We start from the raw sequence: 21,282 nt of genomic DNA, 5'->3' as shown, positions 1-21,282 counted from the left end.
CGCCGGGATCAGCCCGGCTGCACGTCCTGGCAGCTGGCGGGCAGGTACTTGGCCGGGAAGGGCTTGCCCTTGGCGGGCCCGCACTTCCATTCGCTCACTGTCTTGCCGCCGTCCGCGGTGCCACTCAGCGCCGCGCCGGTGGCGGACAGGGGCCACATGGCAATGGAATTGGCCGACGACGTGACGTCGCCGCCGAGGGTGTTCTCGTCGGCGACCACGGTGATGGCGCCATTGGCATCGACCGGCGCGGACGCCGCGGTCACGTACTTCGACGCCTCGATGCTGCAGACCTGGGGCAGCTTCTTGGAGATATCGGTTTCGGTCGAAGTCTGGTACAGCTCCGACACCGCCGTGCGGCAGCTCGAAAGGGCCAGGAGCAACGAGGTCGACTTGGCCCGGATGGTGTAGTTCTTGTAGGTCGGCATGGCCACGGCCGCCAGGATGCCGACGATCGCCACGACGATCATCAGTTCGATCAGGGTGAAGCCCTGTGCGCTACGCTGTTTCATCTTTCCTCCCTGGCTCGCTTGAGCACTAAAGTTTTACAAAAGGGGGGAAATCGTACGGTCAAACGCGCGTAGCGCGACCGGGCTGCGGGGCCGCAAGCCCGGTTTTTCATTTCGGGAGGCTGACGGCGGCGCGCCGCCGCAGGTCAGTCGAGCTGGGCGCCCGAGTCCTTCACGATCTTCGACCAGCGCACCAGGTCGTCACGCACCAGCGCCGCCAGCTGCTCCGGGGTGCTGGGCGCGGGCTCCACGCCCAGCCCCAGCAGGCGCTCCTTCATGTCGGGCGCGTCGAGCAGCTTCGTGATCTCGGCTTGCAGCTTGGCCACGATCTCGCGCGGCGTGCCCGCCGGCGCGAACAGGCCATACCAGGCGTTCGCATGCAGGCCGGGCAAGGTCTCGGCCAGCGTCGGCAGGTCGGGCGCGAGCTGCGTGCGCTTCTCGGTGCAGGTGCCCACCGCGCGCAGCTGGCCCGTCTTCACGAAGGGCAGCAGGCCGGCGATGCTGCCGAAGGTCATCTGCGCCTGGCCCCCGATCACGTCGGTGGCCGCAGCGGCCGCGCCGCGGTACGGCACGTGGACGATGTCGATGCCGGCGGCGGTCTTGAGCATTTCGCCCAGCATGTGGTTCACCGTGCCGTTGCCGGCCGAGGCGTAATTGAGCTTGCCGGGCTGGGCCTTGGCCAGGGCCACCAGCTCGCGCAGGTTGCGCACCGGCAGCGCCGGGTTCACCGCCAGCATGTACGGGGCCACGCCCACCGTCATCACCGGCTCGAAGTCCTTCACCGGGTCGAAGCCGACGCGCTTGTACAGGAAGGGGTTGATGGTCTGCACGCTCTGCGCGTTCAACAGGAGCGTGTAGCCGTCCTTGGGCTGGCGGGCCACCCAGGTCGTGCCCAGGTTGCCGCCCGCGCCCTGGCGGTTGTCCACGATCACCGGGTTGCCCAGCGCGGTGGCCAGGCGCTGCGCCAGGGCCCGGCCGATGACGTCGTTGGCGCCGCCGGGCGCCTGCGGCACGACGATGGTGATCGGCTTGGTCGGGTACGGGTCGGCGGCGCGGGCGGCACCGGTCCACAGCAGGGGCGCGGCGAGCGACGCGGCGCCCGCCAGCAGTTGGCGTCTGGAGGTCATGAGGGTCTTCATGCGGCGACGGCGGGCGTCGCTATACTTGTACGGACAAGTAGACAGCGTAGCACCGCCGTACCCCAGCGGCAATCCGAGAAGTCACGGATGCGTCGGTGCCGGCTGCCGCACGAGGACCCCATGACCTTTCCCGCCTACGACACCCTCGCGGTGAGCCCGCACGGCGAGCATGTGCTCGTCGTCACGCTGAACCGCCCCGCGGCCCTGAACGCGATCAACACGCAGATGGGGCGCGACCTGCTGGATTGCTTCTCGCGCATCACCGCCGAGCCCGGTGCGGTGCGCTGCGTCGTGCTCACCGGCGCGGGCGACCGCGCCTTCTGCGCTGGCGGCGACCTCAAGGAACGCGACGGCATGACGCAGGCCCAGTGGCAGGCGCAGCACGAGCTGTTCGAGCGCGCGTTCGTCTCGATCATGGAGTGCCCGACCCCGGTGATCGCCGCGGTCAACGGCCACGCCTACGGCGGCGGCCTGGAGACCGCCCTGTGCTGCGACTTCATCTACGCCAGCCGCGAAGCGCGCTTCGCGCTGTCCGAGGTGCGCCTGGGCATCATGCCGGGCGGCTGCGGCACGCAGAACCTGGCGCGCGCGGTGGGCGAGCGCCGCGCCAAGGAGCTGGTGATGACCGCCCGCCCCTTCAGCGCGCAGGACGGCCTGGCCTGGGGCGCCATCAACCAGGTGTGCGAGCCCGGCGCCGTGCTGGCCGAGGCCCTGGCCACTGCGCAGGCCATCGCCGACAACGCGCCGCTGTCGGTGAAGCAGGCCAAGAAGTCGGTCCACTACGGCCTGCAGATGGACCTGCTCACCGGCTACCGCTTCGAGATCGAGGCCTACAACCGCCTCGTCGACACCGAGGACCGCCGCGAGGGCGTGCGCGCCTTCAACGAGAAGCGCAAGCCGGTGTTCACCGGCCGCTGAAGGACAGCAAGGAATCCCCGCATGAAGCCCCTCTCGAGACAACGGGTCATCGACCTGACCCAGAACGTCGCCGGCCCCTACTGCACGCAGATCCTGGCCGACCTCGGCGCCGACGTCGTCAAGATCGAGCGCCCCGGCGCCGGCGACGACACCCGTCACTGGGCGCCGCAGATCGGCGAAGGCATGTCGCCCACCTATGCCACCCTGAACCGCGGCAAGCGCAGCCTCGCGCTGGACCTGGACCATCCCGAGGGCCAGGCCCTGCTGCGGCGGCTGCTGCGGCCCGGCGACATCGTCGTCCACTCGCTCAAGCCCGGCAGCGCCGAGCAGCGCGGCCTGGGCTACGAGGACCTGCAGCCCCTGTGCCCCGGCCTGATCTACTGCGCGCTCAGCGCCTTCGGCAACCTCGGCCCGCTGGCGGCCCTGCCCGGCTACGACCCCCTGATCCAGGCCTACGCCGGGATCATGTCGGTCAACGGCCACGACGGCATGCCGCCGGCGCGCGTGGGCGTGTCGATGGTGGACATGGGCACCGGCCTGTGGAGCGTGATCGGCATCCTCGCCGCGGTGGCCCGCCGCAAGGACACCGGCGAGGGCGCGCGTGTCGACACCTCGCTGCTGGAAACCGGCATGGCCTGGATGACGAACCCCATCGCCAACTACAGCGCCAGCGGCAAGCTGCCGCGCCGCATGGGCTCGGCCACCGCGATGCTCGCGCCCTACGAGGTGTTCGAGACGCTGGACGCGCATGTCTTCATCGGCTGCGGCGCCGACCGCATGTTCCAGAAGCTGGCCGCCGCCCTCGGCCAGCCCGGCCTCGCCGAGGACCCGCGCTTCGCCCGCAACGCCGACCGCGTGGCGAACCGCGACGCGCTGCACGAGGCCATCGCCACCCTCACCCGCGCCCAGACCACGCAGGCCGTGGTCGACCTGCTGCGCGCCGCCGGCGTGCCGGTGAGCGCGGTGAACGACCTGGCCCGCCTGCTGCGCGACGCGCAGGTCGAGGCCCTGGCCCTGCACCACACGATGGACACGCCGGGCCTGGACCCGGTCTGCGCGGTGGGCACGCCGATCCGCTTCGACGGCGAGCGCGCCTACACCCCCCACCTCAGCGCCCGCGTGGGCCAGGACGGCGCGGCCCTGCTGCGCGAGGCCGGCCTGGGCGATGCCGACATCGCCCGCCTGGTGGCCGCCGGGGCGCTGCAGACCTGAGCCCGCGAACCGACCGCCGAGACGACCCGAGCCTACCGAGAGACCCACCGAGAGACCCCCCATGGACTTCGCCTACTCCCAGACCCAGAAGGACATCGCCGAGGCCGTGCGCGGCCTGTGCGCCCGCTTCCCCGACGCCTACTGGCGCCAGTGCGACGCCACCGAGGCCTACCCCGAGGACTTCGTGCGCGCCATGACCGAGGCCGGCTGGCTGGCTGCCCTGATCCCCGAGGCCTACGGCGGCTCCGGCCTGGGCCTGCTCGACGCCTGCGTGATCCTGCAGGAGATCAACGCCGCCGGCGGCAACGGCGCCGCCTGCCACGCCCAGATGTACACCATGGCCAGCGTGCTGGGGCATGGCAGCGAGGCGCAGAAGCAAGCGATCCTGCCGCGCATCGCCGACGGCTCGCTGCGCCTGCAGGCCTTCGGCGTGACCGAGCCCGACGCCGGCTCCAACACGCTGAAGATCAAGACCTTCGCGCGCAAGGTCAACGGCGGCTACGTGATCAACGGCCAGAAGATCTGGACCTCTCGCTTCCGCCAGTCCGACATGTACCTGCTGCTGGCGCGCACCACGCCCTACGAGGACGTGAAGAAGAAGACCGACGGCCTGAGCCTGTTCCTGGTGGACATCGCCAAGGCCGGCAAGTCGCTGCAGCCCCGCACCATCGACACCATGCTCAATCACCACACCAACGAGGTCTTCATCGAGAACCTCGAGATCGGTGAGGAGTGGCGCATCGGCGAGGAAGGCAAGGGCTTCTCCTACCTCCTGGGCTCGCTCAACGCCGAGCGCCTGCTGGTGGCCAGCGAGTGCGTGGGCGACGGCAAGTGGTTCATCGAGCGCGCCCGCCAGTACGCGACCCAGCGCGTCGTGTTCGACAAGCCGATCGGCGCCAACCAGGGCGTGGCTTTCCCCATCGCCAAGGCGCACATGAACCTGAGCGCCGCCGAGCTGATGCGCAACCAGGCCGCCACGTTGTTCGACGCCGGCCAGCCCTGCGGCGGCGAGGCCAACATGGCCAAGTACCTGTGCAGCGAGGCCTCGTGGGAGGCGGCGGAGGCGGCGATGACCACCTTCGGCGGCTTCGGCGTGGCCCGCGAGTACGACATCGAGCGCAAGTGGAAGGAGACCCGCCTGTTCCGCACCGCGCCGATCTCCAACAACCTGGTGCTGGCCTACGTCGCCCAGCACCTGCTCGAGATGCCCCGCTCGTACTGAGTCCCGCCGGCGCGGCGGCTGGCGTGTGCAGGCCCCCGCCGCACCGTCTCCCGCCGTCATCCTCCACCGACCAGGCCCACCGCATGACCGCACCCGCCCCGCTCCCCGCCTTCCTGGCCGCCTGGCAGGCCTGCGCCCGCCGCGCCGACGCGCCCCTGCCCGCCGAGGTGGCGCAGGCCGCGCGCCGCAGCGCCTTCGACACCCTCGCCGCGATGGCGGCCGGCACGGTGGAGAACTGCACCCGCGCCGCGCGCGGCGCCTGCGAGGGGACACCGCCGTCCGCCACCGAAGCCGCGCTGGTCCTGGGCACCGCCTCGCACGCGCTGGACTACGACGACGTGTGCATGCTGGCCACCTGCCACCCCAGCGCGCCGGTGCTGTCGGCGCTGCTGGCGGCGCAGCCCCTGCTGGCGCGTGAGCGCCCCGCCCTGTCGCTGGGCGGGTGGCTGGCCGCCTTCGCCCTCGGCACCGAGACGATGCTGCGACTGGGCGAGTGGCTCGGCTTCCGCCACTACGCGCTGGGCTTCCATGCCACCGGCACGCTGGGCACCGTGGGCGCGGCCGCCGCCGTGGCGCACGCGCTGGGCCTGCCGCCGGCGCAGGCGCATGCGGCCCTGGCCATCGCCGCCAGCAGCGCCTGCGGCCTGCGCGCCAACTTCGGCACCGACACCAAGCCCCTGCACGTGGGCCTGGCCGCCTCGGCCGGCCTGCGCGCGGTGCTGCTGGCGCGTGCCGGCGCGACCGCCAGCGACGACGTCTGGGGCCCGCAGGGCTTCGCCCTCGCCTTCAACGGCGGCGACCCCCTGGCTCCCCTCGCCTGGGACGGCACCCAGGACTGGGCCCTGGCGAGGCCCGGCTTCGAGCTCAAGCGATTCCCCAGCTGCTACCTGACGCACCGGCTGATGGCGGGCCTGCTGGCGATCCGCGCGCGCCAGCCCGAGGCGGTGCGCGGCCAGCCGGTGCGCATCGACATCGAACTCGCGCACAACGGCACCGCCCCCCTCAAGCACCCGCAGCCCGCCACCGGCCTGCAAGGGAAGTTCAGCGGCCCGTACAGCGCCGCGGCCGCCTGGATCGACGGGCGTGCCGACCTCGGCACCTTCACCGACGCCGCGGTGCAGCGCCCCGCGCTGCGCGCGCAGATGCAGCAGGTCACGCTGCGCGAACGCGAGCGCGCCGGCGAGAGCCTGGACACCGCGCCGGTGACCGTCGCGGTGGAAGGCGCCGGCTGGTCCGACCGCATCACCGTCGACTGGGCGCCCGGCTCGCTGGCCGACCCGATGACCCGCGAGCAGATGCTCGCCAAGTGGCGCGACTGCCTGGCCCATGCCGGCCTGTCCGCCGACGCGGTGCCCGCGCAGGCGCTGCTGGACGCGCCGCTGGACGCGCCCGCCGCGACGCTGCTGGCCCCCGTGCGCGAGGCCCTGCTGGCCGCGCAATGACCCCCTGACCCAGGAGAGAAAGACGATGTCCCCGAACCGCCTCCCGACGATGTCCCCCGCCGCCGGCCCCCGCCGCCGCGACCTCCTGCTCGGCGCCGCCTCCGCGCTCGCCGCCCCCGGCCTGCTGGCGCAGGAGCGCTGGCCGGCGCGCCCGGTGAAGATGGTGATTCCCTTCCCGGTCGGCCAGGCCACCGACATCTACGGCCGCCTGTTCGCCGACCGCCTGGCCCGCGCCTGGGGCCAGGGCGTGGTGGTGGAGAACCGCGCCGGCGGCAGCAGCATCATCGGCATGGAGGCGATCAAGGCCGCCGCGCCGGACGGCTACACCCTGGGCATGGTCTCCAGCGGCCCGCTGGCGATCAACCCCTCGGTGTTCTCGCGCCTGTCGTACGACCCGCAGAAGGACTTCACGCCGATCTCGCTGGCCTTCGTCGCGCCGCTGGTGCTGCTGGTGAACAACGACCTGCCGGCACACAGCGTGGCCGAACTCGTGGCCCTGCTCAAACGCCAGCCCGGCCGCCTGAGCTACGCCTCGGGCGGGCCCGGCACCTCGCAGCACCTGGCCTGCGAGCTGTTCAAGATGGCGACCCAGACCTTCGCGGTCCACATCCCCTACCGCGGCAGCGGCCCGGCGATGACGGACCTGATCAGCGGCCAGGTGCACTTCATGATCGACAGCGTCTCCGCCGCGCTCACGCACATCCAGTCCGGCCGGGTACGCGCGCTGGCCGTGACCAGCCTGAAGCGCAACGTCTCGATCCCCAACGTGCCCACGCTCGCCGAGAGCGGCGTGGCCGGCCTGAAGGATTTCGAGGCGGTGGGCTGGGCCGGCCTGGTGGGCCCGGCAGGCATGCCGGCGGCGGTGCGCGAGAAGGTCACGCGCGACTTCCTCGACGTGCTGCGCGACGAGTCCGTGGTGCAGCGCGTGAACGGCAGCGGCTCGGTGGTGCGGGCCCTGCCCGGCGCCGAGTTCAGCAAGTTCATCGGCGACGAGATCGCCAAGTGGAGCGGCGCCGCGCGCGTCTCGAACACCCGCCTGGACTGAGCCCCGGCCACCGCCCTCAGGACCGCGCGCGCAGGCCGTAGGGGCAGTGCCCCGGCCGCGGGCCCACCTGCGGGTGCTTGCGGCAGGTGTCGGGCCGCTGCGCGTAGACGGTGCAGCGGCGCGTGTCCTTGTCCAGGAAGCGGCAGTCGCCGCTGGCGCGGCGCGCCAGCGTGTAGATCTCGTTCTTGAAGTTGAAGTGGTCCAGCAGGCCGGCCTTGGTCAGGCGCCTGGCGATCTGCTTGGGCTCCTCGTGCTCGGCCTCGAACGGGTCGACCAGCCCCAGGCGCACCAGGTCGGCCAGGCGCACCTCCACCGGCATGGTGCAGCAGTTGGCCGCGCAGGAATCGCACAGGCCCGGGCGGTACCGCGTCCAGGTCTCCGGGCGGTCGACGTCGACGATGTGGATCGAGGATCTCATGGCGGGTGCCGATGGTAGCGGCACCGGGGCACCGGTCCCCGCGGCACGCCGGCCTGCCGCCGATGGCTCGCGCGACGGCTACTGCATGAAGCCGATGCCGCGCGCCTCGCGCACCTCGGGCTTGATGCGGTGCTCCGCCTCCAGCTGCTCGACGAAGTCCTCCGGGCTGAATTCCGCGCTCAGGATGGTGGACTGCCGCTTCACCGCGGCGAAGTCGCCGGGGCACAGCTGGTCCAGCCGCGCCAGGCGGGTGGCCAGCGCCGGCGTGAGCCGCGAGGGCTGGCCCGCCAGCGCCTCGGTGATGAACATGCGCTCGCGCTGCTCGCGCGTCAGCGGCTTGAAGCGGATCTTGAAGGTGAAGCGCCGCAGCGCCGCCTGGTCGATGCGGTCCATCAGGTTGGTGGTGCAGATGAACACGCCGGCGAAGCGCTCCATCTGCTGCAGCATCTCGTTGACCTCGGTGACCTCGTAGGTGCGCTGCGCACCGCGGCGGTCCTGCAGGAAGCTGTCCGCCTCGTCCAGCAGCAGCACCGCCTTCTCGGCCTCGGCCTCGCGGAACATGGCCGCCATGTGCTGCTCGGTCTCGCCGACGAATTTGCTCATGAGGTCGCTGGCCTGCTTGACCATCAGCGGCCGGTCGAGGCTGCGCGCGATGTGCTCGGCCAGGGCGGTCTTGCCGGTGCCGGGCGCGCCGTAGAAGCACAGCGAGCCGTGGCCGCTGGCCTTGAGCGCGGCGACGATGCGCGGCACCTCGAAGCGGGACTCGACATGCAGCATGCCCAGGTCGTAGGTGGTGACGCACAGGCGCCCGCCCAGGCTGGTGCTGCGCGAACCCAGGGCCAGGTCGGCGTTGTGCAGCTGGCGCTCGATCAGGCTCTCGGTGCTGGCCGCCTCGCACTGCGCGAGGCCGGCGAAGCGCACAGCGGTGCGGATCTGCGCCGGCGTGAGGCCCTTGCGCTCGGTCAGGCGGGCCACGAAGGCATCGGACACGGCCACGCCCTCCAGCGTCTTGCGCACCAGCTGCTCGCGCGCGCCGGGCGGCGGGGACTTCAGCTCCAGGTGGTAGGCGAAGCGGCGTCGGAAGGCCGGGTCGATCTGCTCGATGCGGTTGGTGATCCAGATCGTGGGCACGGTGTTGGTCTCGAGGATCTGGTTGACCCAGGCCTTGCCGCTCACGCTGCCACTGGCCGGCGCCACCACATGCTCGGCGCGCGCCATCATCTGCGCGGCCTCGGTGCTGATGGGGGGGAACACGTCCTCGACCTCGTCGAACAGCAGCGCCGCCTGCGCGCTGCCCTTGAGGAAGACCTGGGCGATCTGCAGCGAGCGGTAGCGGTCGCGGCCCGAGAGCGAGTTGCCGTCGCGGTCGGCGTACTCCACCTCGAACAGCTCCAGCCCCGCCGACTGCGCCACCACCTTGGCCAGCTCGGTCTTGCCGGTGCCCGGCGGGCCGTACAGCAGCACGTTGACCCCGGGCTCCTTGCGCACCACCGCGTTGCGCAGCAGGGCCGAGAGCACCTGGGCATCCTCCTCGACGAAGGCGAAGTCGGACAGGCCCAGCGCGCTCTTGGAGCAGGGCCGCGTGAACACCGCCATCAGCTCGGCCTGGTCGCGATACTCGCGCATCAGCACGGGCGGCAGCTTCTCGCTGACCTTCATCAGGTCGGCGAGGTCGGTGATGTTGTGTTCGGAGATGAGGTTCTCCACCAGGCCGATGCGCTCCAGCCGCGAGCCGGCGCGCAGCGCCTCGCCGACCTCGGCGGCATTCACGCCCGCGATCTCCGCGATGGCCGCATAGGCCTCGGGGGCGTTGTTCACCTTGAACTCGACGAGGAGGCTGCGCAGGTCACGCTGGTAGCGCGCCAGCGTGCCATACAGCAGCAGCGCGCGCTCGGCGCGGTTCAACTGCAACAGGCTGGCCAGCGCGTCGATGTTCTTCTCGACCAGGGTCGACTGCTTCTTGAGGGCGTGCGTGAGCCATTCGCCGGTCACGGTGAGCACCGACAGCAGGTCCTTGGGCTGGTCCTTGGCGTACTCGTCGAGGTAGAAGAACAGCGTGCCTTCCTCGTAGGGGCCGCGCCAGGTGCCGTGGCGCTCGAGGAACTCGCGGGCGGTCAGGGCCTCGTGGCCGCGCCAGAACTCGTTGTCCTTGCAGCGGCGGGCGAGGAACTCGCGCAGGCGCGCGAGGGTGGAGACGGGCCACACCAGGTGGCGGCCGGCCAGCGAGAGCAGGCCATTGAGGTCGCGGCGCACGTTGAACTTGCCGCCCTGCTTGGCCGCCAGCGTCAGCACGAAGTGCGAGCACATCATGTCCAGCACCGGCGCCTCCACGAGGCCCGGCGACGGAAGCACCTGCACATCGACCGAACGCTTGCCCATGACGGACTCCAGCTGCCAACGCGGCACACGATAACGCGGGACGATGCTACATGGAATACCTGTTTTGCGGACAGCCCCGCCGGCCTCGCCGGGCCGGCCCGAATCGGCCCACAATGGCCCCATGGTCGAACTGTCGGACATCCGCCGGGCCGCGCAGCGCATCGCCGGCCAGGTGCTCGAGACGCCCTGCGTCGAGTCGCGGGTGCTGTCACAGGCGGCCGGCTGCCAGGTGTTCCTGAAATTCGAGAACCTGCAGTTCACGGCGTCGTTCAAGGAGCGCGGCGCGTGCAACAAGTTCGCCGCGCTGGCCGAGTCCGGCGGCGCGCCCGCCGGGGTGGTGGCGATGAGCGCCGGCAACCATGCCCAGGGCGTGGCCTACCACGCCCAGCGTCGCGGCCTGCGCGCGGTGATCGTGATGCCGCGCTTCACCCCCGGGGTGAAGGTGGAGCGCACCCGCGGCTTCGGCGCCGAGGTGGTGCTGCATGGCGACACGCTGGACGAGGCCCGCGCGCACGCGCTCGCGCTGGCACGGCAGCAAGGACTCACCCTCATCCACCCCTACGACGACCCGGAGGTGGTCGCCGGCCAGGGCACCCTCGCCCTGGAGATGCTGCAGGCCGTGCCGGACCTGGACACCGTGGTCGTCTCCATCGGCGGCGGCGGGCTGGTGGCGGGCATGGCCACCGCGCTCAAGGCCCTGCGCCCCGGCATCGAGGTGGTCGGCGTGCAGGCGCTGCGCTTCCCGAGCATGTACAACGCGGTCAGGCACCAGCACCTGCCGGTGGGCGAGACCACCATCGCCGAAGGCATCGCGGTGGGCACGCCGGGCCGCATCACGCGCGAGGCGGTGGAGCGGCTGGTCGACGACATCCTGCTGGTCGACGAGGGCCCGATCGAGCATGCCATCCTGACCCTGCTGGAGGTCGAGAAGACCCTGGTGGAGGGGGCCGGCGCGGCCGGCCTCGCCGCCCTGCTCCAGTCGCCGGACCGCTTCGCCGGGCGCAAGGTCGGCCTGGTCCTCACCGGCGGCAACATCGACCCGCTGCTGCTTGCCGCCATCATCCAGCGCGGCATGGTGCGCGCCGGGCGGCTGGCCCGCATCCGCGTCGGCGCGCGCGACGTGCCGGGCTCGCTGGCGCGCATCGCCGTCACCGTGGCCGAGGCCGGCGGCAACGTGGAGGAGGTCCACCACCAGCGCGCCTTCACCTCGCTGGCGGCGCAGAACGTGGAGATCGAGCTGGTCGTCCAGACCCGCGGCGCCGACCATGTGCAGGCCGTGCTGGCGGCCCTGCGGGCGGCGGGCTTCGCCGCCGCCCTCGCCTGAGGCCGGCGCCGGCGCGGCTTCGCTAGAATCGGGGGATCTGCGAAAGCCCCCAACGCGAAGGAATCCCGACATGTCCCAGCAAGACACCCAACACGCCGCCGAGACCCACGACCCGGTGGAATCCGTCGTCCACAGCATCCCCGTCGTGCTGCCCCTCGTCGGCGGCGTGCTGATGTTCCTGCTGGCCTTCATCGCGATTTCCATGGCCTGAGGCCCTTCCGGCCCCTGCCGCCGGCTCCGGCCGGCACCCTCCGACGGCCCGCCCGCGCATCCCGCGCGGCGGGCCGTCGGCATTTGCGGCCTGTGCGCGTCACGGCCGCGACAGCCCGCACGGCCGCAGGCCCTGGATCGCATAACGTCATGCAAGTTTTGCATGAAATCAGGCCGTAACACGAACCTGTCATGAGGCTGGCTCCCTAAAATCGAAGGTCCAGCCGATCCGCAGCCCTGTCTCATCAGCTGGGAAAGCCCGATTTCCCGAGGGCAGAGCCCGCCACCACCCCCGCGTCCAAGCTCTTCCTTCGGGAAATCAGGTTTTAACTTCAGGAGCTTTTGGACATGAACTCTCCCGTGATGCAGGGCCTCGGCCTCAACGCACCGGCTTGGGTGAAGAACGCGAAACTGATTGCCTGGGTGGCCGACATGGTCGCCCTGTGCAAGCCGGACTCGGTCTACTGGTGCGACGGCAGCCAGGAAGAGTACGACCGCCTCTGCCAGCAGCTGGTGGACGCCGGCACCTTCAAGAAGCTGGACCCGGTCAAGCGCCCCAACTCCTACCTGGCCTGCTCCGACCCGTCCGACGTGGCCCGCGTGGAGGACCGCACCTTCATCTGCTCCGAGAAGAAGGAAGACGCCGGCCCGACCAACAACTGGAAGGCTCCCGCCGAGATGCGCGCCACCCTGCAGCCCCTGTTCGACGGCTGCATGAAGGGCCGCACCATGTACGTGGTGCCCTTCTCCATGGGCCCCCTGGGCTCCAAGATCGCCCACATCGGCATCGAGCTGTCCGACAGCGCCTATGTGGCCGTGAACATGAAGATCATGACCCGCATGGGCAAGGCCGTGTACGACGTGCTGGGCGTGGACGGCGAGTTCGTCCCCTGCGTGCACACCGTGGGCGCCCCGCTGGCCGAGGGCGAGAAGGACCAGACCTCCTGGCCCTGCAACCCCACCACCAAGTACATCGTCCACTACCCCGAGACCCGCGAGATCTGGTCCTACGGCTCCGGCTACGGCGGCAACGCCCTGCTGGGCAAGAAGTGCCTGGCCCTGCGCATCGCCTCCACCATGGGCCGCGACCAGGGCTGGCTGGCCGAGCACATGCTGATCCTGGGCGTGACCAGCCCCGAGGGCAAGAAGTACCACGTGGCCGCCGCCTTCCCCAGCGCCTGCGGCAAGACCAACTTCGCCATGCTGATCCCGCCCAAGGCCCTGAATGGCTGGAAGGTCACCACCATCGGCGACGACATCGCCTGGATCAAGCCGGGCGCCGACGGCCGCCTCTACGCGATCAACCCCGAGGCCGGCTATTTCGGCGTGGCCCCCGGCACCAACACGCTGACCAACCCGAACTGCATGGCCAGCCTGGACAAGGACGTGATCTTCACCAACGTCGCCCTGACCGACGACGGTGATGTCTGGTGGGAAGGCATGGGCGACGCCCCGGCCCACGCCATCGACTGGCAGGGCAAGGAGTGGACCCCGCACATCGCCAAGGAGACCGGCGCCAAGGCGGCCCACCCCAACGCCCGCTTCACCGTGGCCGCCACCAACAACCCGGCCCTGGACAGCGCCTGGGACGACCCGGCCGGCGTGCCGATCGATGCCTTCATCTTCGGCGGCCGCCGCTCCACCACCGTGCCGCTGGTGACCGAGGCCCGCAACTGGATGGAAGGCGTCTACATGGCCGCCACCATGGGCTCCGAGACCACCGCCGCGGCCTTCGGCCAGCAGGGCGTGGTGCGCCGCGACCCGTTCGCGATGCTGCCGTTCGCCGGCTACAACATGTCCGACTACTTCCAGCACTGGCTCGACATGGAGCACAAGCTGGAAGACAAGGGCCGCACCCTGCCCAAGATCTTCTGCGTGAACTGGTTCCGCAAGGGCGCCGACGGCAAGTTCGTCTGGCCCGGCTACGGCGAGAACATGCGCGTCCTGAAGTGGATGATCGACCGCCTGGAAGGCCGCGTCGAAGGCATCGACAACCTGTTCGGCATCGGCCCCCGCTACGAGGACATCGCCTGGGAGGGCCTGGAGTTCACCCGCGCCCACTTCGAGACCGTGACGCACCTGGACAAGGGCGACTGGACCAAGGAGCTGCAGCTGCACGCCGAGCTGTTCGAGCAGCTGGCCTACCACCTGCCCCAGGAGCTGGTGGACACCAAGGCCAAGATCGAAGCGCGCCTGGCGGCCTGATCCCCGCGGGTGCCCCGGGGCGCCCGGGGCCCGCGGCCGCCGGCCCCGGCGGCCATGAAAAAAGCCACCCCGCGGGGTGGCTTTTTGCTGGGCGTCGCGGGTTCAGCGCCGGCCGCTCGACCGCGCCGCCTGCTGGCGGCGGCGCTCGGCACGGCGGCGGGCATCGCGGGCGACCCAGGCATCCAGCAGGGTGCGCAGCTGCGCCGGGAGATGGCGCAGCAGCCAGAGCACCGCCGGGAATGCCACGGAAAACGCTTGGCTCACTTCAGGACTCCCGGGCGCCTCAGGCGCGGACCTTCCAGAAGGCGTCGGCTTCCTCGGCCGAGGCGCTCATCGCGCGGCTGATGTCGGCCATCACGCGGGCGTCGCCCAGGGCGGTTTCCCAGTACAGCGCGTCGGCGCGCGCCAGGCGGCGGGCGGCGCGCCAGGCCTTCAGCGACTGGCCCAGGCGCACGACCGGCGAACCGATCAGGGCCAGCAGGCCCAGCAGCAGGTTGCCGTGGCCGGCGGCCGACAGGGCGGCGTAGGTGCGCTCGGCGCGGACGACGCCGGGGTGCTGCAGGGAGTAATCGACGTGGACGAAGGTGGTCATGGTTAGCCTCTCAACTCTGAACAGGGGCTGGTTCATCCAGCCGATGGATGAATACTAGGGTTGACCCTGATATTTTCCAAATTTTGATTGATGATGGATAACATTCACGGCAATGATGAATGCACCCAACTTCCGGACGCTGGACCTGAACCTGCTGCGGGTCTTCGACCAGGTCATGAGCGAGCGCAACCTGACCCGGGCCGCCCGCAACCTGGCCATGACCCAGCCGGCCGTGAGCAATGCGCTGGGCCGGCTGCGCGACTTCCTGGGTGACCGGCTGGTGGTGCGCAGCGGCTACGGCGTGGAGCCCACGCCGCGGGCGCTGGCGCTGTGGCCGGCGGTGAGCGACGCGCTGCGCCAGCTGGAGGCCTCGCTGGCCCCGGGCGAGTTCGTGCCGGCCCAGGCCGACCGCAGCTTCGTGCTGGGCATGGCCGACGCCACCGCGGCCACGGTGATGCCGGGGCTGGTGGACATCCTCTGGCGCGAGGCGCCCCGGGTCTCGATCCGCGTCGTGCCCCTGACCACGCGCGACCCGCGCCAGCGGCTGGATGAGGGCCAGATGGACCTCGCCGTCGGCTACTTCCCCGCGGTGCTCGCCGACCTCACCGCCCAGGCCCAGGCCGGCATGACCGCCGCCTTCGAGCACCACCGGCTCTACGACGGCCAATACGTCTGCGTGATGCGCAAGGACCACCCGCTGGCCACCGGCCCCTTCACCATCGACCAGTTCTGCACCGCGCAGCACATGCTCGTGAGCTTCTCGGGACGCGCCTACGGCTTCATCGACGAGGCCCTCGCCGCCCTCGACCGCCAACGGCGCATCATGCTGACCGTGAACCAGTTCTTCACCGCGGGCCGGGTGGTCGCCACCTCGGACCTGCTCACCGTGCTGCCCCGCCACTTCGTGCCCGAGACCGGCATGGCCGACGTGCTCGCGATGCGCGAGCTGCCCTTCGCCGTGCCACCGGTGCACGTGGACGCCCTGTGGCACCGCCGCCAGGGGCGCGACAGCGCCCACGCCTGGCTGCGCGCCGCGGTCGAACGCGCCGCCTCGCGCGGCTTCACCGCCCACCAGCCTGGGGCCGACGCATGAAGATCCAGCTGCTGTCCGACCTGCACCTCGAGGTCCATCCCCACCTGGAAGTGCCGCCCGCGCCGGGCGCCGACCTGCTGGTCCTCGCCGGCGACATCGGCTCCTACCAGCGGGGCAGCCAGTTGCCGGGCGACGACTTCGGCCTCGAGCGCTTCGCCCCTGCCCGCGGCTGGCCCACGCCGGTGCTGTACGTGCCCGGCAACCACGAGTACGACGGCCTCGAGTTCGACGAGGCCCACGCCCGCCTGCGCGCCACCTGCGAACGCCTGGGCATCACCTGGCTGGAGCGCGAGGTGGTGGTGGTGCAGGGCGTGCGCTTCGTCGGCACCACGCTGTGGACTGACTTCGAGTCGCTGGTGCCGCGCGAGGCGCCGCTCACGCAGCAGCTCAAGGCGCGCGAGAAGGCCTGGCGCGCCGCCGACTTCTACCTGCGCAAGAACACCACGCTGCGCGGCGGCGAACCGGTGCTGGCCGCGCAACTGCGCGAGCTGGGCGTGGCCTGCCAGCAGTGGCTGCGGGAGGCGCTGGCCGCGCCCTTCGAGGGCACGACCGTGGTGGTCACGCATTTCGCGCCCAGCCTGCGCAGCGCCGACCCGCGCTACGGCCTCACGCCCGGCACCGCGGGCTTCTGCAATGCGCTGGACGACCTGTTCGGGCAGGCCCAGTGGTGGCTGCACGGCCACCTGCACTGCCCGCAGGACTACGTGGCCGACGGCTGCCGCGTGCGCGCCAACACCCTGGGCTACGCGGTCAAGGGCGAGCAGGAGGCCTTCCGGCCGCTGCAGCTGATCGACCTGGGCCGGCCGGCGCGGGCGCAGCCATCGGATTCGCTTGTGAAGTGATCGGGATTTCCTGTTTCCCGGGTTGCGACGGATTCCCTAGCATCGTGCGAGCCCGTACAACGGGCACCGAGACCACCACCACAAGGACAGCCCATGGAGACACGCCGCCAGGCGCTGCTGGCCGCGCTCGCGCTCGTCGCGGCGCCGGCCATGGCGCAGACGCCCCCCGCCTACCCCACCAAGTCGATCCGCCTGGTCGTGCCCTTCGGGCCCGGCGGCCCCACCGACATCGCCGCGCGCGCCGTGGCGCAGAAGCTCGGTGAGGCACTGGGCCAGCCGGTGGTGGTGGACAACAAGCCCGGCGCCGGCGGCAGCGTGGGCTCGGCCGAAGTGGCCCGGGCCCCGGCCGACGGCTACACCCTCCTGTACGGCAGCAGCAGCACGCTGGCGGTGAACCCCTCGCTGTACGGCGCCCGGCTGCCCTACGACCCGGCGCGCGCGTTCACGCCGGTCTCGCTGGTGGCGCGCGGGCCGCAGGTGATGATCATCCACGCCGGCATCCCCGCGACCAACCTGCGCGAGTTCATCGAGTACGCGCGCAAGAACCCCAACGGCGTGAGCTTCTCCTCGGCCGGCGTGGGCTCCATCGGCCACCTCACCGGCGAGCTGCTGGTGGACACGCTGGGCATCAAGGCCACGCACGTGCCGTACCGCGGCGGCGCGCCCGCCATCGGCGCGGTGGCCGCGGGCGAGACCGCCTTCACCGTCGATGCCGTGGGCACCACCGCCGCCGCGGTGAAGTCGGGCCGCGCCCGCACGCTGGCGGTGCTCAGTGACAAGCGCTCCGGCTTCGCCGCCGAGGTGCCCACCGTGGAGGAAGCCGGCGGCAAGCCGGTGATGGCCGACTTCTGGAGCGGCGTGGTCGCGCCCGCCGGCACGCCCGAGCCGGTCGTGCGCCGGCTCAACGCCGAGATCGTGAAACTGCTCAAGCTGCCCGAGGTCGCCACCCAGATGCGCACCCTGGGCGCCGAGGCGCAGGGCACCACGCCCGCGGAGTTCACCCGCTTCGTCGAGGAGGAGACGCGCAAGTGGGCGCGCGTGGTGAAGATGACGGGGGCGACCGCGGAGTGATCCGCGCCTGATCCGCGCCGGGCCCGGGGAATCCGATGACACACCCTAGGCCGCGTCCTCGAAGGGCACGGCGTGGCGCATGCGGCGGATCATCAGCTGCGTGAACCCGTCGAGCGCGTCGCCGGCCTCCTTGCCGGCCTTGGCGACGCGGTAGTAGCCGATGCTCGCCGGCGGCTCGATCTCGCTGGCGCGCACCTGGAAGCGGCGCCAAGCCGCCCGGGCGAACGAGGGGAACACCGCCACCCCGAAGCCGCGCTCCACCAGGCCCAGCGCGGTCTCCAGCTGGTGCACCACCATGCGCGGGCGCAGGTCCGCGCCGACCTCGCGCGCCATGCCGTTCACCAGCTGCTGCACCGGGCTGGCCTCGGTGAGGGCCACCAGCGGGTGCTCGAACACCTGCGGCCAGGCGATGCGCGGGCCGATGCCGGCGAAGGGCTCGCCGTGCACCAGCATCAGCGTGGCCGGCGCGATCTCCAGCTGCGACAGGCCCGAGCGCTTCTGCGCGAAGGCGCCGAAGGCGGCGTCGAGCCGGTCGGCCTCCACCTGCGCCAGCAGGTCGGCGGGACCGGCGTCGACCAGGTCCACCTGCACCTGCGGGAACTGGCGCTGGAATTCCTCCAGCACCTCGGGCACGACGTTGGACGCGAGGATGGGCGTGAAGCCCAGGCGCAGGCGGGAGATGCCGTCGCGCCCGCGCTGGTGCAGCTCGCGCGCGGCGCGCTCCAGCGCCTCCACCACCGACTGCGCCACCGGCAGGAAGTCGCGGCCGGCGGCGGTGAGCTCCACGCTGCGCGTGGTGCGCTCGAACAGGCGGCAGCGCAGCTGCCCCTCGAGCTCGCGGATGCTGGCGCTCAGCGCCGCCTGGCTCAGGTGGAGCTTCTGCGCGGTGCGGGTGAAGTTGCTGGTGTCGGCAACGCCCAGGAAAGCCTTGAGCTGCCGCAGGTTCAGGTTGAGGTTCATCGGCGCCACCCGTGCGGGGTGGCCGCGATGATAACGACGCGCCGCAAGCCGCCTGCGGCCTCAGGGCGCCGCGGCGGGCAGCGGGTAGTCCACCGCCGGCAGCACGCGGCCGGTGCAGGCGCCGAAGCCGATGGACACGCGGCCCGGGGCGCTGGCGCGCGCGCGGATGGTGAACTCGTCGCCGTCCTGCAGCCAGCGGCGCTCCTCGCCATTGGGCAGGCGCAGCGGCTCGCGGCCCGAGCGCGTGATCTCGGTGATGCAGGCCATGGACTCGTCGGGCACGCCGGAGATCGTGCCGGTGCCGAACACGTCGCCGGGCTGCAGGTTGCAGCCGTTGGAGACATGGTGCGTGATCATCTGGCCGAAGGTCCAGTTCAGGTTGTCCAGGTGGGTCGAGGTCAGGCGCACCGGGCCCAGGCCCGCGGCCCGCATGGCCTCGGTGGACAGCCAGCCTTCCAGGGCCACGTCGAGCCCGCCCCGCTCGCGGTCCCGCGGCGAGTGCAGGTACGGCAGCAGCGGCGGCATCCCGGGCAGGCGCGGCGGGGCGGCCTTGGCGAAGGGCGCCAGCGCCTCGGCGGTGACGACCCAGGGCGAGAGGCTGGTCATGAAGCTCTTGCCGAGGAAGGGGCCGAGCATCTGCTCCCACCACTGCACCGACTTGGCCGACCAGTCATTGAGCAGCGCATAGCCGAAGATCCGGCCCGGCGCCTCGTCGAGCGACAGCGGCTGGCCCAGCTCGGTGCCGGCGCCGACCAGGGCGGCCATCTCCAGCTCGAAGTCCAGCGCCTCCACCGGGCCGAAGCGCACCTCGCCCTCGGGGCTGCGCCACTGCCCGTTGGGCCGGCGCACCGGCGTGCCCGAGACGCGGATGGACGAGGCCCGCCCGTGGTAGGCCACGGGCAGCGAGTCGAACACCGGCGGGACCGGCTCGGCCAGGCCCTTGTAGCGGCCCAGTCGGTCGCAGTGCGCGCGCGAGGAGAGGAAGTCGGAGTAGTCGCCGACCACGCAGGGCAGGTGCATGCGCACGCCGGCCTGCGGGTGCAGCAGGCTCGCCGCGCGTTCGCGCAGGCCGCCGGGGCCGCCCTCGCGCAGCAGGTCCGACAGCTGCGCGCGCAGCGCCGAGGCGGGGCCGAGGCCCAGCGCCATCATCCCGTTGAGGCCGGCGCTGCCGGGGGGCACGGCGCGCACCGCGCGCGCGGCCTCGTCCGTGAGCAGGCCCGCGGCGTCCAGCGCGCGCAGGTCCACCACCTGGTCGCCGATGGCCACGCCCGGGCGCGGCGCCGCGCCCGCGGGCTCGCTGGCCAGGGTGAACAGGCCCAGGGGCAGGTTCTGCACCGGGAAGTCGGCGCCCTCGGCGTTGGCCGGGGTCACCCAGCTGCGGCGGGCGGGATCATGGGTGGCGTTGAGAGGGATCACGAGGGGCTTCCGGTGGGTCGGGGGCAGGAAAGGCGGCGGCGTCAGAGAGCGACCGTGTCGGCCTGGTATTCGAACAGCCACTCGTAGCGCTCCTTCACGCGCGCCTCGCTCCACTGCTCGTCGACATAGCGCGCCGCGCCCTCGGCATGGGCCAGGGCCGGGTTGTGGAAACGCTTGGCATTGCCGGCCGAGCCCTCGACGATGCGGCGGGTGCGGTCGACGCGGGCGGCCTGGTAGCGGGCCAGCGCGGTCTCGGGGTCGTCCTTCCAGGCCTCGAGGCAGCGCGCGAGCACCAGGCCGTCTTCCAGCGCCATCACCGCGCCCTGGGCCAGGAACGGCAGCGTGGGATGGCAGGCGTCCCCCAGCAGGGTGATGCGGCCGAAGCTCCAGCGCGGCAGGGTCTCGCGCCCCATCAGGGCCCAGCGGAACGGCGTGCGCAGCGCGCGGATCAGGGTGTGCACGTCCTCGTGCCAGCCGGCGAAATCGGCCAGGCATTCCTCGACGCTGCCCTGCGCGGACCAGGACTCGACCTCCCAGCCCTGTTGTTCCACCGCGCCGACGAAGTTGTACAGCGTGCCCCGGCGCAGCGGGTAGTGGATCACGTGCCTGCCGGGGCCGACCCAGTTGTAGCCATAGGGCTGGCGCATGTGGGGCGGCAGGCGCTCGGCATCGATCACGCCGCGCCAGGCGATGATGCCGGAGAAGACCGGGCGGTCCTCGCCGATCAGGCACTGGCGCACCTGCGAGTGCACGCCATCGGCGCCCACCACCACGTCGGCGGTGGCGACCACCTGGCCGCCGCATTCCACCACCACCTCGTCGCCGCGCGGGGCCACGCGGTCGATGCGGGTGTTGGTGCGGATCGCGTCGGGCCGCATCGCCCGCACCGCGTCCACCAGCACCTGGTGCAGGTCAGCGCGGTGCAGCGTGAGGTAGGGAAAGCCGTAGCGTTCGCGCGAGGTCGCGCCCAGGTCGAACAGGTTCCAGGTCTGGCCGGTATTCCACAGCCGCACCTTCTTGCCGGCGGGCTCCGCGGCCACGCGGGCCACCGCCTCGGCCAGGCCCAGGTGGGCCAGCACGCGGTTGCCGTTGGGGCTGATCTGCACGCCCGCGCCGACCTCGCCGAGCTCGCGCGCCTGCTCCAGCACCTGCACCTCGAAACCCCGTCGCATCAGGGCCAGGGCTGCCGTCAGCCCGCCGATGCCCGCGCCGATCACCGCGATACGCATGCCTGTCTCCTCCTGGAAAGCGAGCGCACTGTACGGGGTGGCGCGAGGGCGGGGAAGCT

The 21,282-nt window shown here is 71.7% G+C and carries 20 protein-coding genes; 11 read left to right on the top strand and 9 right to left on the bottom strand.

The window, feature by feature from the left end:
- Positions 1 to 8: 8 nt before the first annotated feature.
- Both ACFQZY_RS11165 and ACFQZY_RS11160 read right to left on the bottom strand, forming a co-directional pair.
- Complete coding sequence (locus tag ACFQZY_RS11165) at positions 9 to 509, bottom strand: prepilin-type N-terminal cleavage/methylation domain-containing protein (protein ID WP_377415709.1); 501 nt, start codon at positions 507 to 509, stop codon at positions 9 to 11.
- 143 nt (positions 510 to 652) lie between these two features.
- The gene (locus ACFQZY_RS11160) at positions 653 to 1,633 is read right to left on the bottom strand and encodes a tripartite tricarboxylate transporter substrate binding protein (protein ID WP_377415707.1); all 981 of its coding nucleotides are present in this window, start codon (positions 1,631 to 1,633) and stop codon (positions 653 to 655) included.
- 132 nt (positions 1,634 to 1,765) lie between these two features.
- Here ACFQZY_RS11160 and ACFQZY_RS11155 point away from each other — a divergent pair, with 132 nt between their 5' ends.
- The 5 genes from ACFQZY_RS11155 (at position 1,766) to ACFQZY_RS11135 (ending at position 7,484) form a co-directional block, all read left to right on the top strand.
- A complete protein-coding gene (locus ACFQZY_RS11155; protein ID WP_377415706.1) occupies positions 1,766 to 2,563 on the top strand; it encodes an enoyl-CoA hydratase/isomerase family protein in 798 nt (265 codons plus the stop codon).
- A gap of 21 nt (positions 2,564 to 2,584) precedes the next feature.
- On the top strand, positions 2,585 to 3,775 hold the full coding sequence (locus ACFQZY_RS11150) for a CaiB/BaiF CoA transferase family protein (RefSeq protein ID WP_377415705.1): 1,191 nt from the start codon (positions 2,585 to 2,587) through the stop codon (positions 3,773 to 3,775).
- A 61-nt stretch (positions 3,776 to 3,836) separates the two neighbouring features.
- Positions 3,837 to 4,997, top strand: a complete 1,161-nt coding sequence (locus ACFQZY_RS11145) for an acyl-CoA dehydrogenase family protein (protein WP_377415703.1) — start codon at positions 3,837 to 3,839, stop codon at positions 4,995 to 4,997.
- Positions 4,998 to 5,080: 83 nt separating this feature from the next.
- Positions 5,081 to 6,439: an MmgE/PrpD family protein gene (locus tag ACFQZY_RS11140; protein ID WP_377415702.1), complete on the top strand. Its 1,359-nt coding sequence runs from the start codon at positions 5,081 to 5,083 to the stop codon at positions 6,437 to 6,439.
- Between the two features lie 25 nt (positions 6,440 to 6,464).
- A complete protein-coding gene (locus tag ACFQZY_RS11135) occupies positions 6,465 to 7,484 on the top strand; it encodes a Bug family tripartite tricarboxylate transporter substrate binding protein (protein WP_377415700.1) in 1,020 nt (339 codons plus the stop codon).
- 16 nt (positions 7,485 to 7,500) lie between these two features.
- Here the strand turns inward: ACFQZY_RS11135 and ACFQZY_RS11130 are convergent, their stop codons facing one another.
- Both ACFQZY_RS11130 and ACFQZY_RS11125 read right to left on the bottom strand, forming a co-directional pair.
- Positions 7,501 to 7,902, bottom strand: coding sequence for a YkgJ family cysteine cluster protein (locus ACFQZY_RS11130; protein ID WP_377415699.1), 402 nt, complete (start codon positions 7,900 to 7,902; stop codon positions 7,501 to 7,503).
- A 78-nt stretch (positions 7,903 to 7,980) separates the two neighbouring features.
- Positions 7,981 to 10,281, bottom strand: a complete 2,301-nt coding sequence (locus ACFQZY_RS11125; RefSeq protein WP_377415698.1) for an ATP-binding protein — start codon at positions 10,279 to 10,281, stop codon at positions 7,981 to 7,983.
- A gap of 121 nt (positions 10,282 to 10,402) precedes the next feature.
- Here ACFQZY_RS11125 and ACFQZY_RS11120 point away from each other — a divergent pair, with 121 nt between their 5' ends.
- The 3 genes from ACFQZY_RS11120 to ACFQZY_RS11110 all read left to right on the top strand — a co-directional run bounded on the left by ACFQZY_RS11120 (position 10,403) and on the right by ACFQZY_RS11110 (position 14,020).
- Positions 10,403 to 11,605 (top strand): threonine ammonia-lyase, encoded by a 1,203-nt coding sequence (locus ACFQZY_RS11120; protein WP_377415697.1) that lies wholly within the window; start codon positions 10,403 to 10,405, stop codon positions 11,603 to 11,605.
- A gap of 70 nt (positions 11,606 to 11,675) precedes the next feature.
- Positions 11,676 to 11,816 carry a hypothetical protein gene (locus tag ACFQZY_RS11115; protein ID WP_377415696.1) on the top strand — a complete coding sequence of 47 codons (141 nt, stop codon included), beginning with the start codon at positions 11,676 to 11,678 and terminating at the stop codon, positions 11,814 to 11,816.
- Positions 11,817 to 12,163: 347 nt separating this feature from the next.
- Positions 12,164 to 14,020: a phosphoenolpyruvate carboxykinase (GTP) gene (locus tag ACFQZY_RS11110; RefSeq protein WP_377415695.1), complete on the top strand. Its 1,857-nt coding sequence runs from the start codon at positions 12,164 to 12,166 to the stop codon at positions 14,018 to 14,020.
- Between the two features lie 102 nt (positions 14,021 to 14,122).
- On the opposite strand, the gene ACFQZY_RS11105 is transcribed toward ACFQZY_RS11110, so the two are convergent.
- Together ACFQZY_RS11105 and ACFQZY_RS11100 are read right to left on the bottom strand one after the other, a co-directional pair.
- Positions 14,123 to 14,284, bottom strand: coding sequence for a hypothetical protein (locus tag ACFQZY_RS11105; protein ID WP_377415694.1), 162 nt, complete (start codon positions 14,282 to 14,284; stop codon positions 14,123 to 14,125).
- Between the two features lie 19 nt (positions 14,285 to 14,303).
- A complete protein-coding gene (locus ACFQZY_RS11100) occupies positions 14,304 to 14,612 on the bottom strand; it encodes a hypothetical protein (protein WP_377415693.1) in 309 nt (102 codons plus the stop codon).
- A gap of 115 nt (positions 14,613 to 14,727) precedes the next feature.
- On the opposite strand from ACFQZY_RS11100, the gene ACFQZY_RS11095 reads away from it, so the two are divergent.
- From ACFQZY_RS11095 to ACFQZY_RS11085, 3 genes are all read left to right on the top strand, one after another.
- Positions 14,728 to 15,705, top strand: coding sequence for a LysR family transcriptional regulator (locus tag ACFQZY_RS11095; RefSeq protein WP_377415692.1), 978 nt, complete (start codon positions 14,728 to 14,730; stop codon positions 15,703 to 15,705).
- Positions 15,702 to 16,547 (top strand): metallophosphoesterase, encoded by an 846-nt coding sequence (locus ACFQZY_RS11090; protein ID WP_377415691.1) that lies wholly within the window; start codon positions 15,702 to 15,704, stop codon positions 16,545 to 16,547. The genes ACFQZY_RS11095 and ACFQZY_RS11090 overlap by 4 nt, the downstream gene beginning before the upstream one ends.
- Before the next feature lie 93 nt (positions 16,548 to 16,640).
- Positions 16,641 to 17,618, top strand: coding sequence for a Bug family tripartite tricarboxylate transporter substrate binding protein (locus ACFQZY_RS11085; RefSeq protein ID WP_377415690.1), 978 nt, complete (start codon positions 16,641 to 16,643; stop codon positions 17,616 to 17,618).
- A 45-nt stretch (positions 17,619 to 17,663) separates the two neighbouring features.
- On the opposite strand, the gene ACFQZY_RS11080 is transcribed toward ACFQZY_RS11085, so the two are convergent.
- From ACFQZY_RS11080 to ACFQZY_RS11070, 3 genes are read right to left on the bottom strand one after another with little or no spacing between them, the layout of a single operon-like run.
- A complete protein-coding gene (locus ACFQZY_RS11080) occupies positions 17,664 to 18,578 on the bottom strand; it encodes a LysR family transcriptional regulator (RefSeq protein ID WP_377415689.1) in 915 nt (304 codons plus the stop codon).
- 60 nt (positions 18,579 to 18,638) lie between these two features.
- Complete coding sequence (gene fahA / locus ACFQZY_RS11075) at positions 18,639 to 19,994, bottom strand: fumarylacetoacetase (RefSeq protein ID WP_377415688.1); 1,356 nt, start codon at positions 19,992 to 19,994, stop codon at positions 18,639 to 18,641.
- 41 nt (positions 19,995 to 20,035) lie between these two features.
- Positions 20,036 to 21,223: an FAD-dependent monooxygenase gene (locus tag ACFQZY_RS11070; protein WP_377415687.1), complete on the bottom strand. Its 1,188-nt coding sequence runs from the start codon at positions 21,221 to 21,223 to the stop codon at positions 20,036 to 20,038.
- Positions 21,224 to 21,282: the final 59 nt, after the last annotated feature.

Source organism: Ramlibacter sp. GCM10027632 (assembly GCF_042675325.1).
In the GTDB taxonomy this organism is placed as follows: Bacteria; Pseudomonadota; Gammaproteobacteria; order Burkholderiales; family Burkholderiaceae_C; genus Ramlibacter.
This window is presented reverse-complemented; position numbering and strand designations above follow the sequence as displayed.

What these genes read in the sequence shown, in the direction of transcription:
- ACFQZY_RS11110 (WP_377415695.1), top strand. Translation starts at nt 12,164, where the DNA reads ATGAACTCTCCCGTGATGCAGGGCCTCGGCCTCAACGCACCGGCTTGG.
- ACFQZY_RS11150 (WP_377415705.1), top strand. Translation starts at nt 2,585, where the DNA reads ATGAAGCCCCTCTCGAGACAACGGGTCATCGACCTGACCCAGAACGTC.
- ACFQZY_RS11080 (WP_377415689.1), bottom strand. Translation starts at nt 18,578, where the DNA reads ATGAACCTCAACCTGAACCTGCGGCAGCTCAAGGCTTTCCTGGGCGTT.
- ACFQZY_RS11090 (WP_377415691.1), top strand. Translation starts at nt 15,702, where the DNA reads ATGAAGATCCAGCTGCTGTCCGACCTGCACCTCGAGGTCCATCCCCAC.
- ACFQZY_RS11120 (WP_377415697.1), top strand. Translation starts at nt 10,403, where the DNA reads ATGGTCGAACTGTCGGACATCCGCCGGGCCGCGCAGCGCATCGCCGGC.
- ACFQZY_RS11070 (WP_377415687.1), bottom strand. Translation starts at nt 21,223, where the DNA reads ATGCGTATCGCGGTGATCGGCGCGGGCATCGGCGGGCTGACGGCAGCC.
- ACFQZY_RS11145 (WP_377415703.1), top strand. Translation starts at nt 3,837, where the DNA reads ATGGACTTCGCCTACTCCCAGACCCAGAAGGACATCGCCGAGGCCGTG.
- ACFQZY_RS11125 (WP_377415698.1), bottom strand. Translation starts at nt 10,281, where the DNA reads ATGGGCAAGCGTTCGGTCGATGTGCAGGTGCTTCCGTCGCCGGGCCTC.
- ACFQZY_RS11095 (WP_377415692.1), top strand. Translation starts at nt 14,728, where the DNA reads ATGAATGCACCCAACTTCCGGACGCTGGACCTGAACCTGCTGCGGGTC.
- ACFQZY_RS11100 (WP_377415693.1), bottom strand. Translation starts at nt 14,612, where the DNA reads ATGACCACCTTCGTCCACGTCGATTACTCCCTGCAGCACCCCGGCGTC.
- ACFQZY_RS11130 (WP_377415699.1), bottom strand. Translation starts at nt 7,902, where the DNA reads ATGAGATCCTCGATCCACATCGTCGACGTCGACCGCCCGGAGACCTGG.
- ACFQZY_RS11165 (WP_377415709.1), bottom strand. Translation starts at nt 509, where the DNA reads ATGAAACAGCGTAGCGCACAGGGCTTCACCCTGATCGAACTGATGATC.
- ACFQZY_RS11115 (WP_377415696.1), top strand. Translation starts at nt 11,676, where the DNA reads ATGTCCCAGCAAGACACCCAACACGCCGCCGAGACCCACGACCCGGTG.
- ACFQZY_RS11140 (WP_377415702.1), top strand. Translation starts at nt 5,081, where the DNA reads ATGACCGCACCCGCCCCGCTCCCCGCCTTCCTGGCCGCCTGGCAGGCC.
- ACFQZY_RS11155 (WP_377415706.1), top strand. Translation starts at nt 1,766, where the DNA reads ATGACCTTTCCCGCCTACGACACCCTCGCGGTGAGCCCGCACGGCGAG.
- ACFQZY_RS11085 (WP_377415690.1), top strand. Translation starts at nt 16,641, where the DNA reads ATGGAGACACGCCGCCAGGCGCTGCTGGCCGCGCTCGCGCTCGTCGCG.
- ACFQZY_RS11135 (WP_377415700.1), top strand. Translation starts at nt 6,465, where the DNA reads ATGTCCCCGAACCGCCTCCCGACGATGTCCCCCGCCGCCGGCCCCCGC.
- ACFQZY_RS11160 (WP_377415707.1), bottom strand. Translation starts at nt 1,633, where the DNA reads ATGACCTCCAGACGCCAACTGCTGGCGGGCGCCGCGTCGCTCGCCGCG.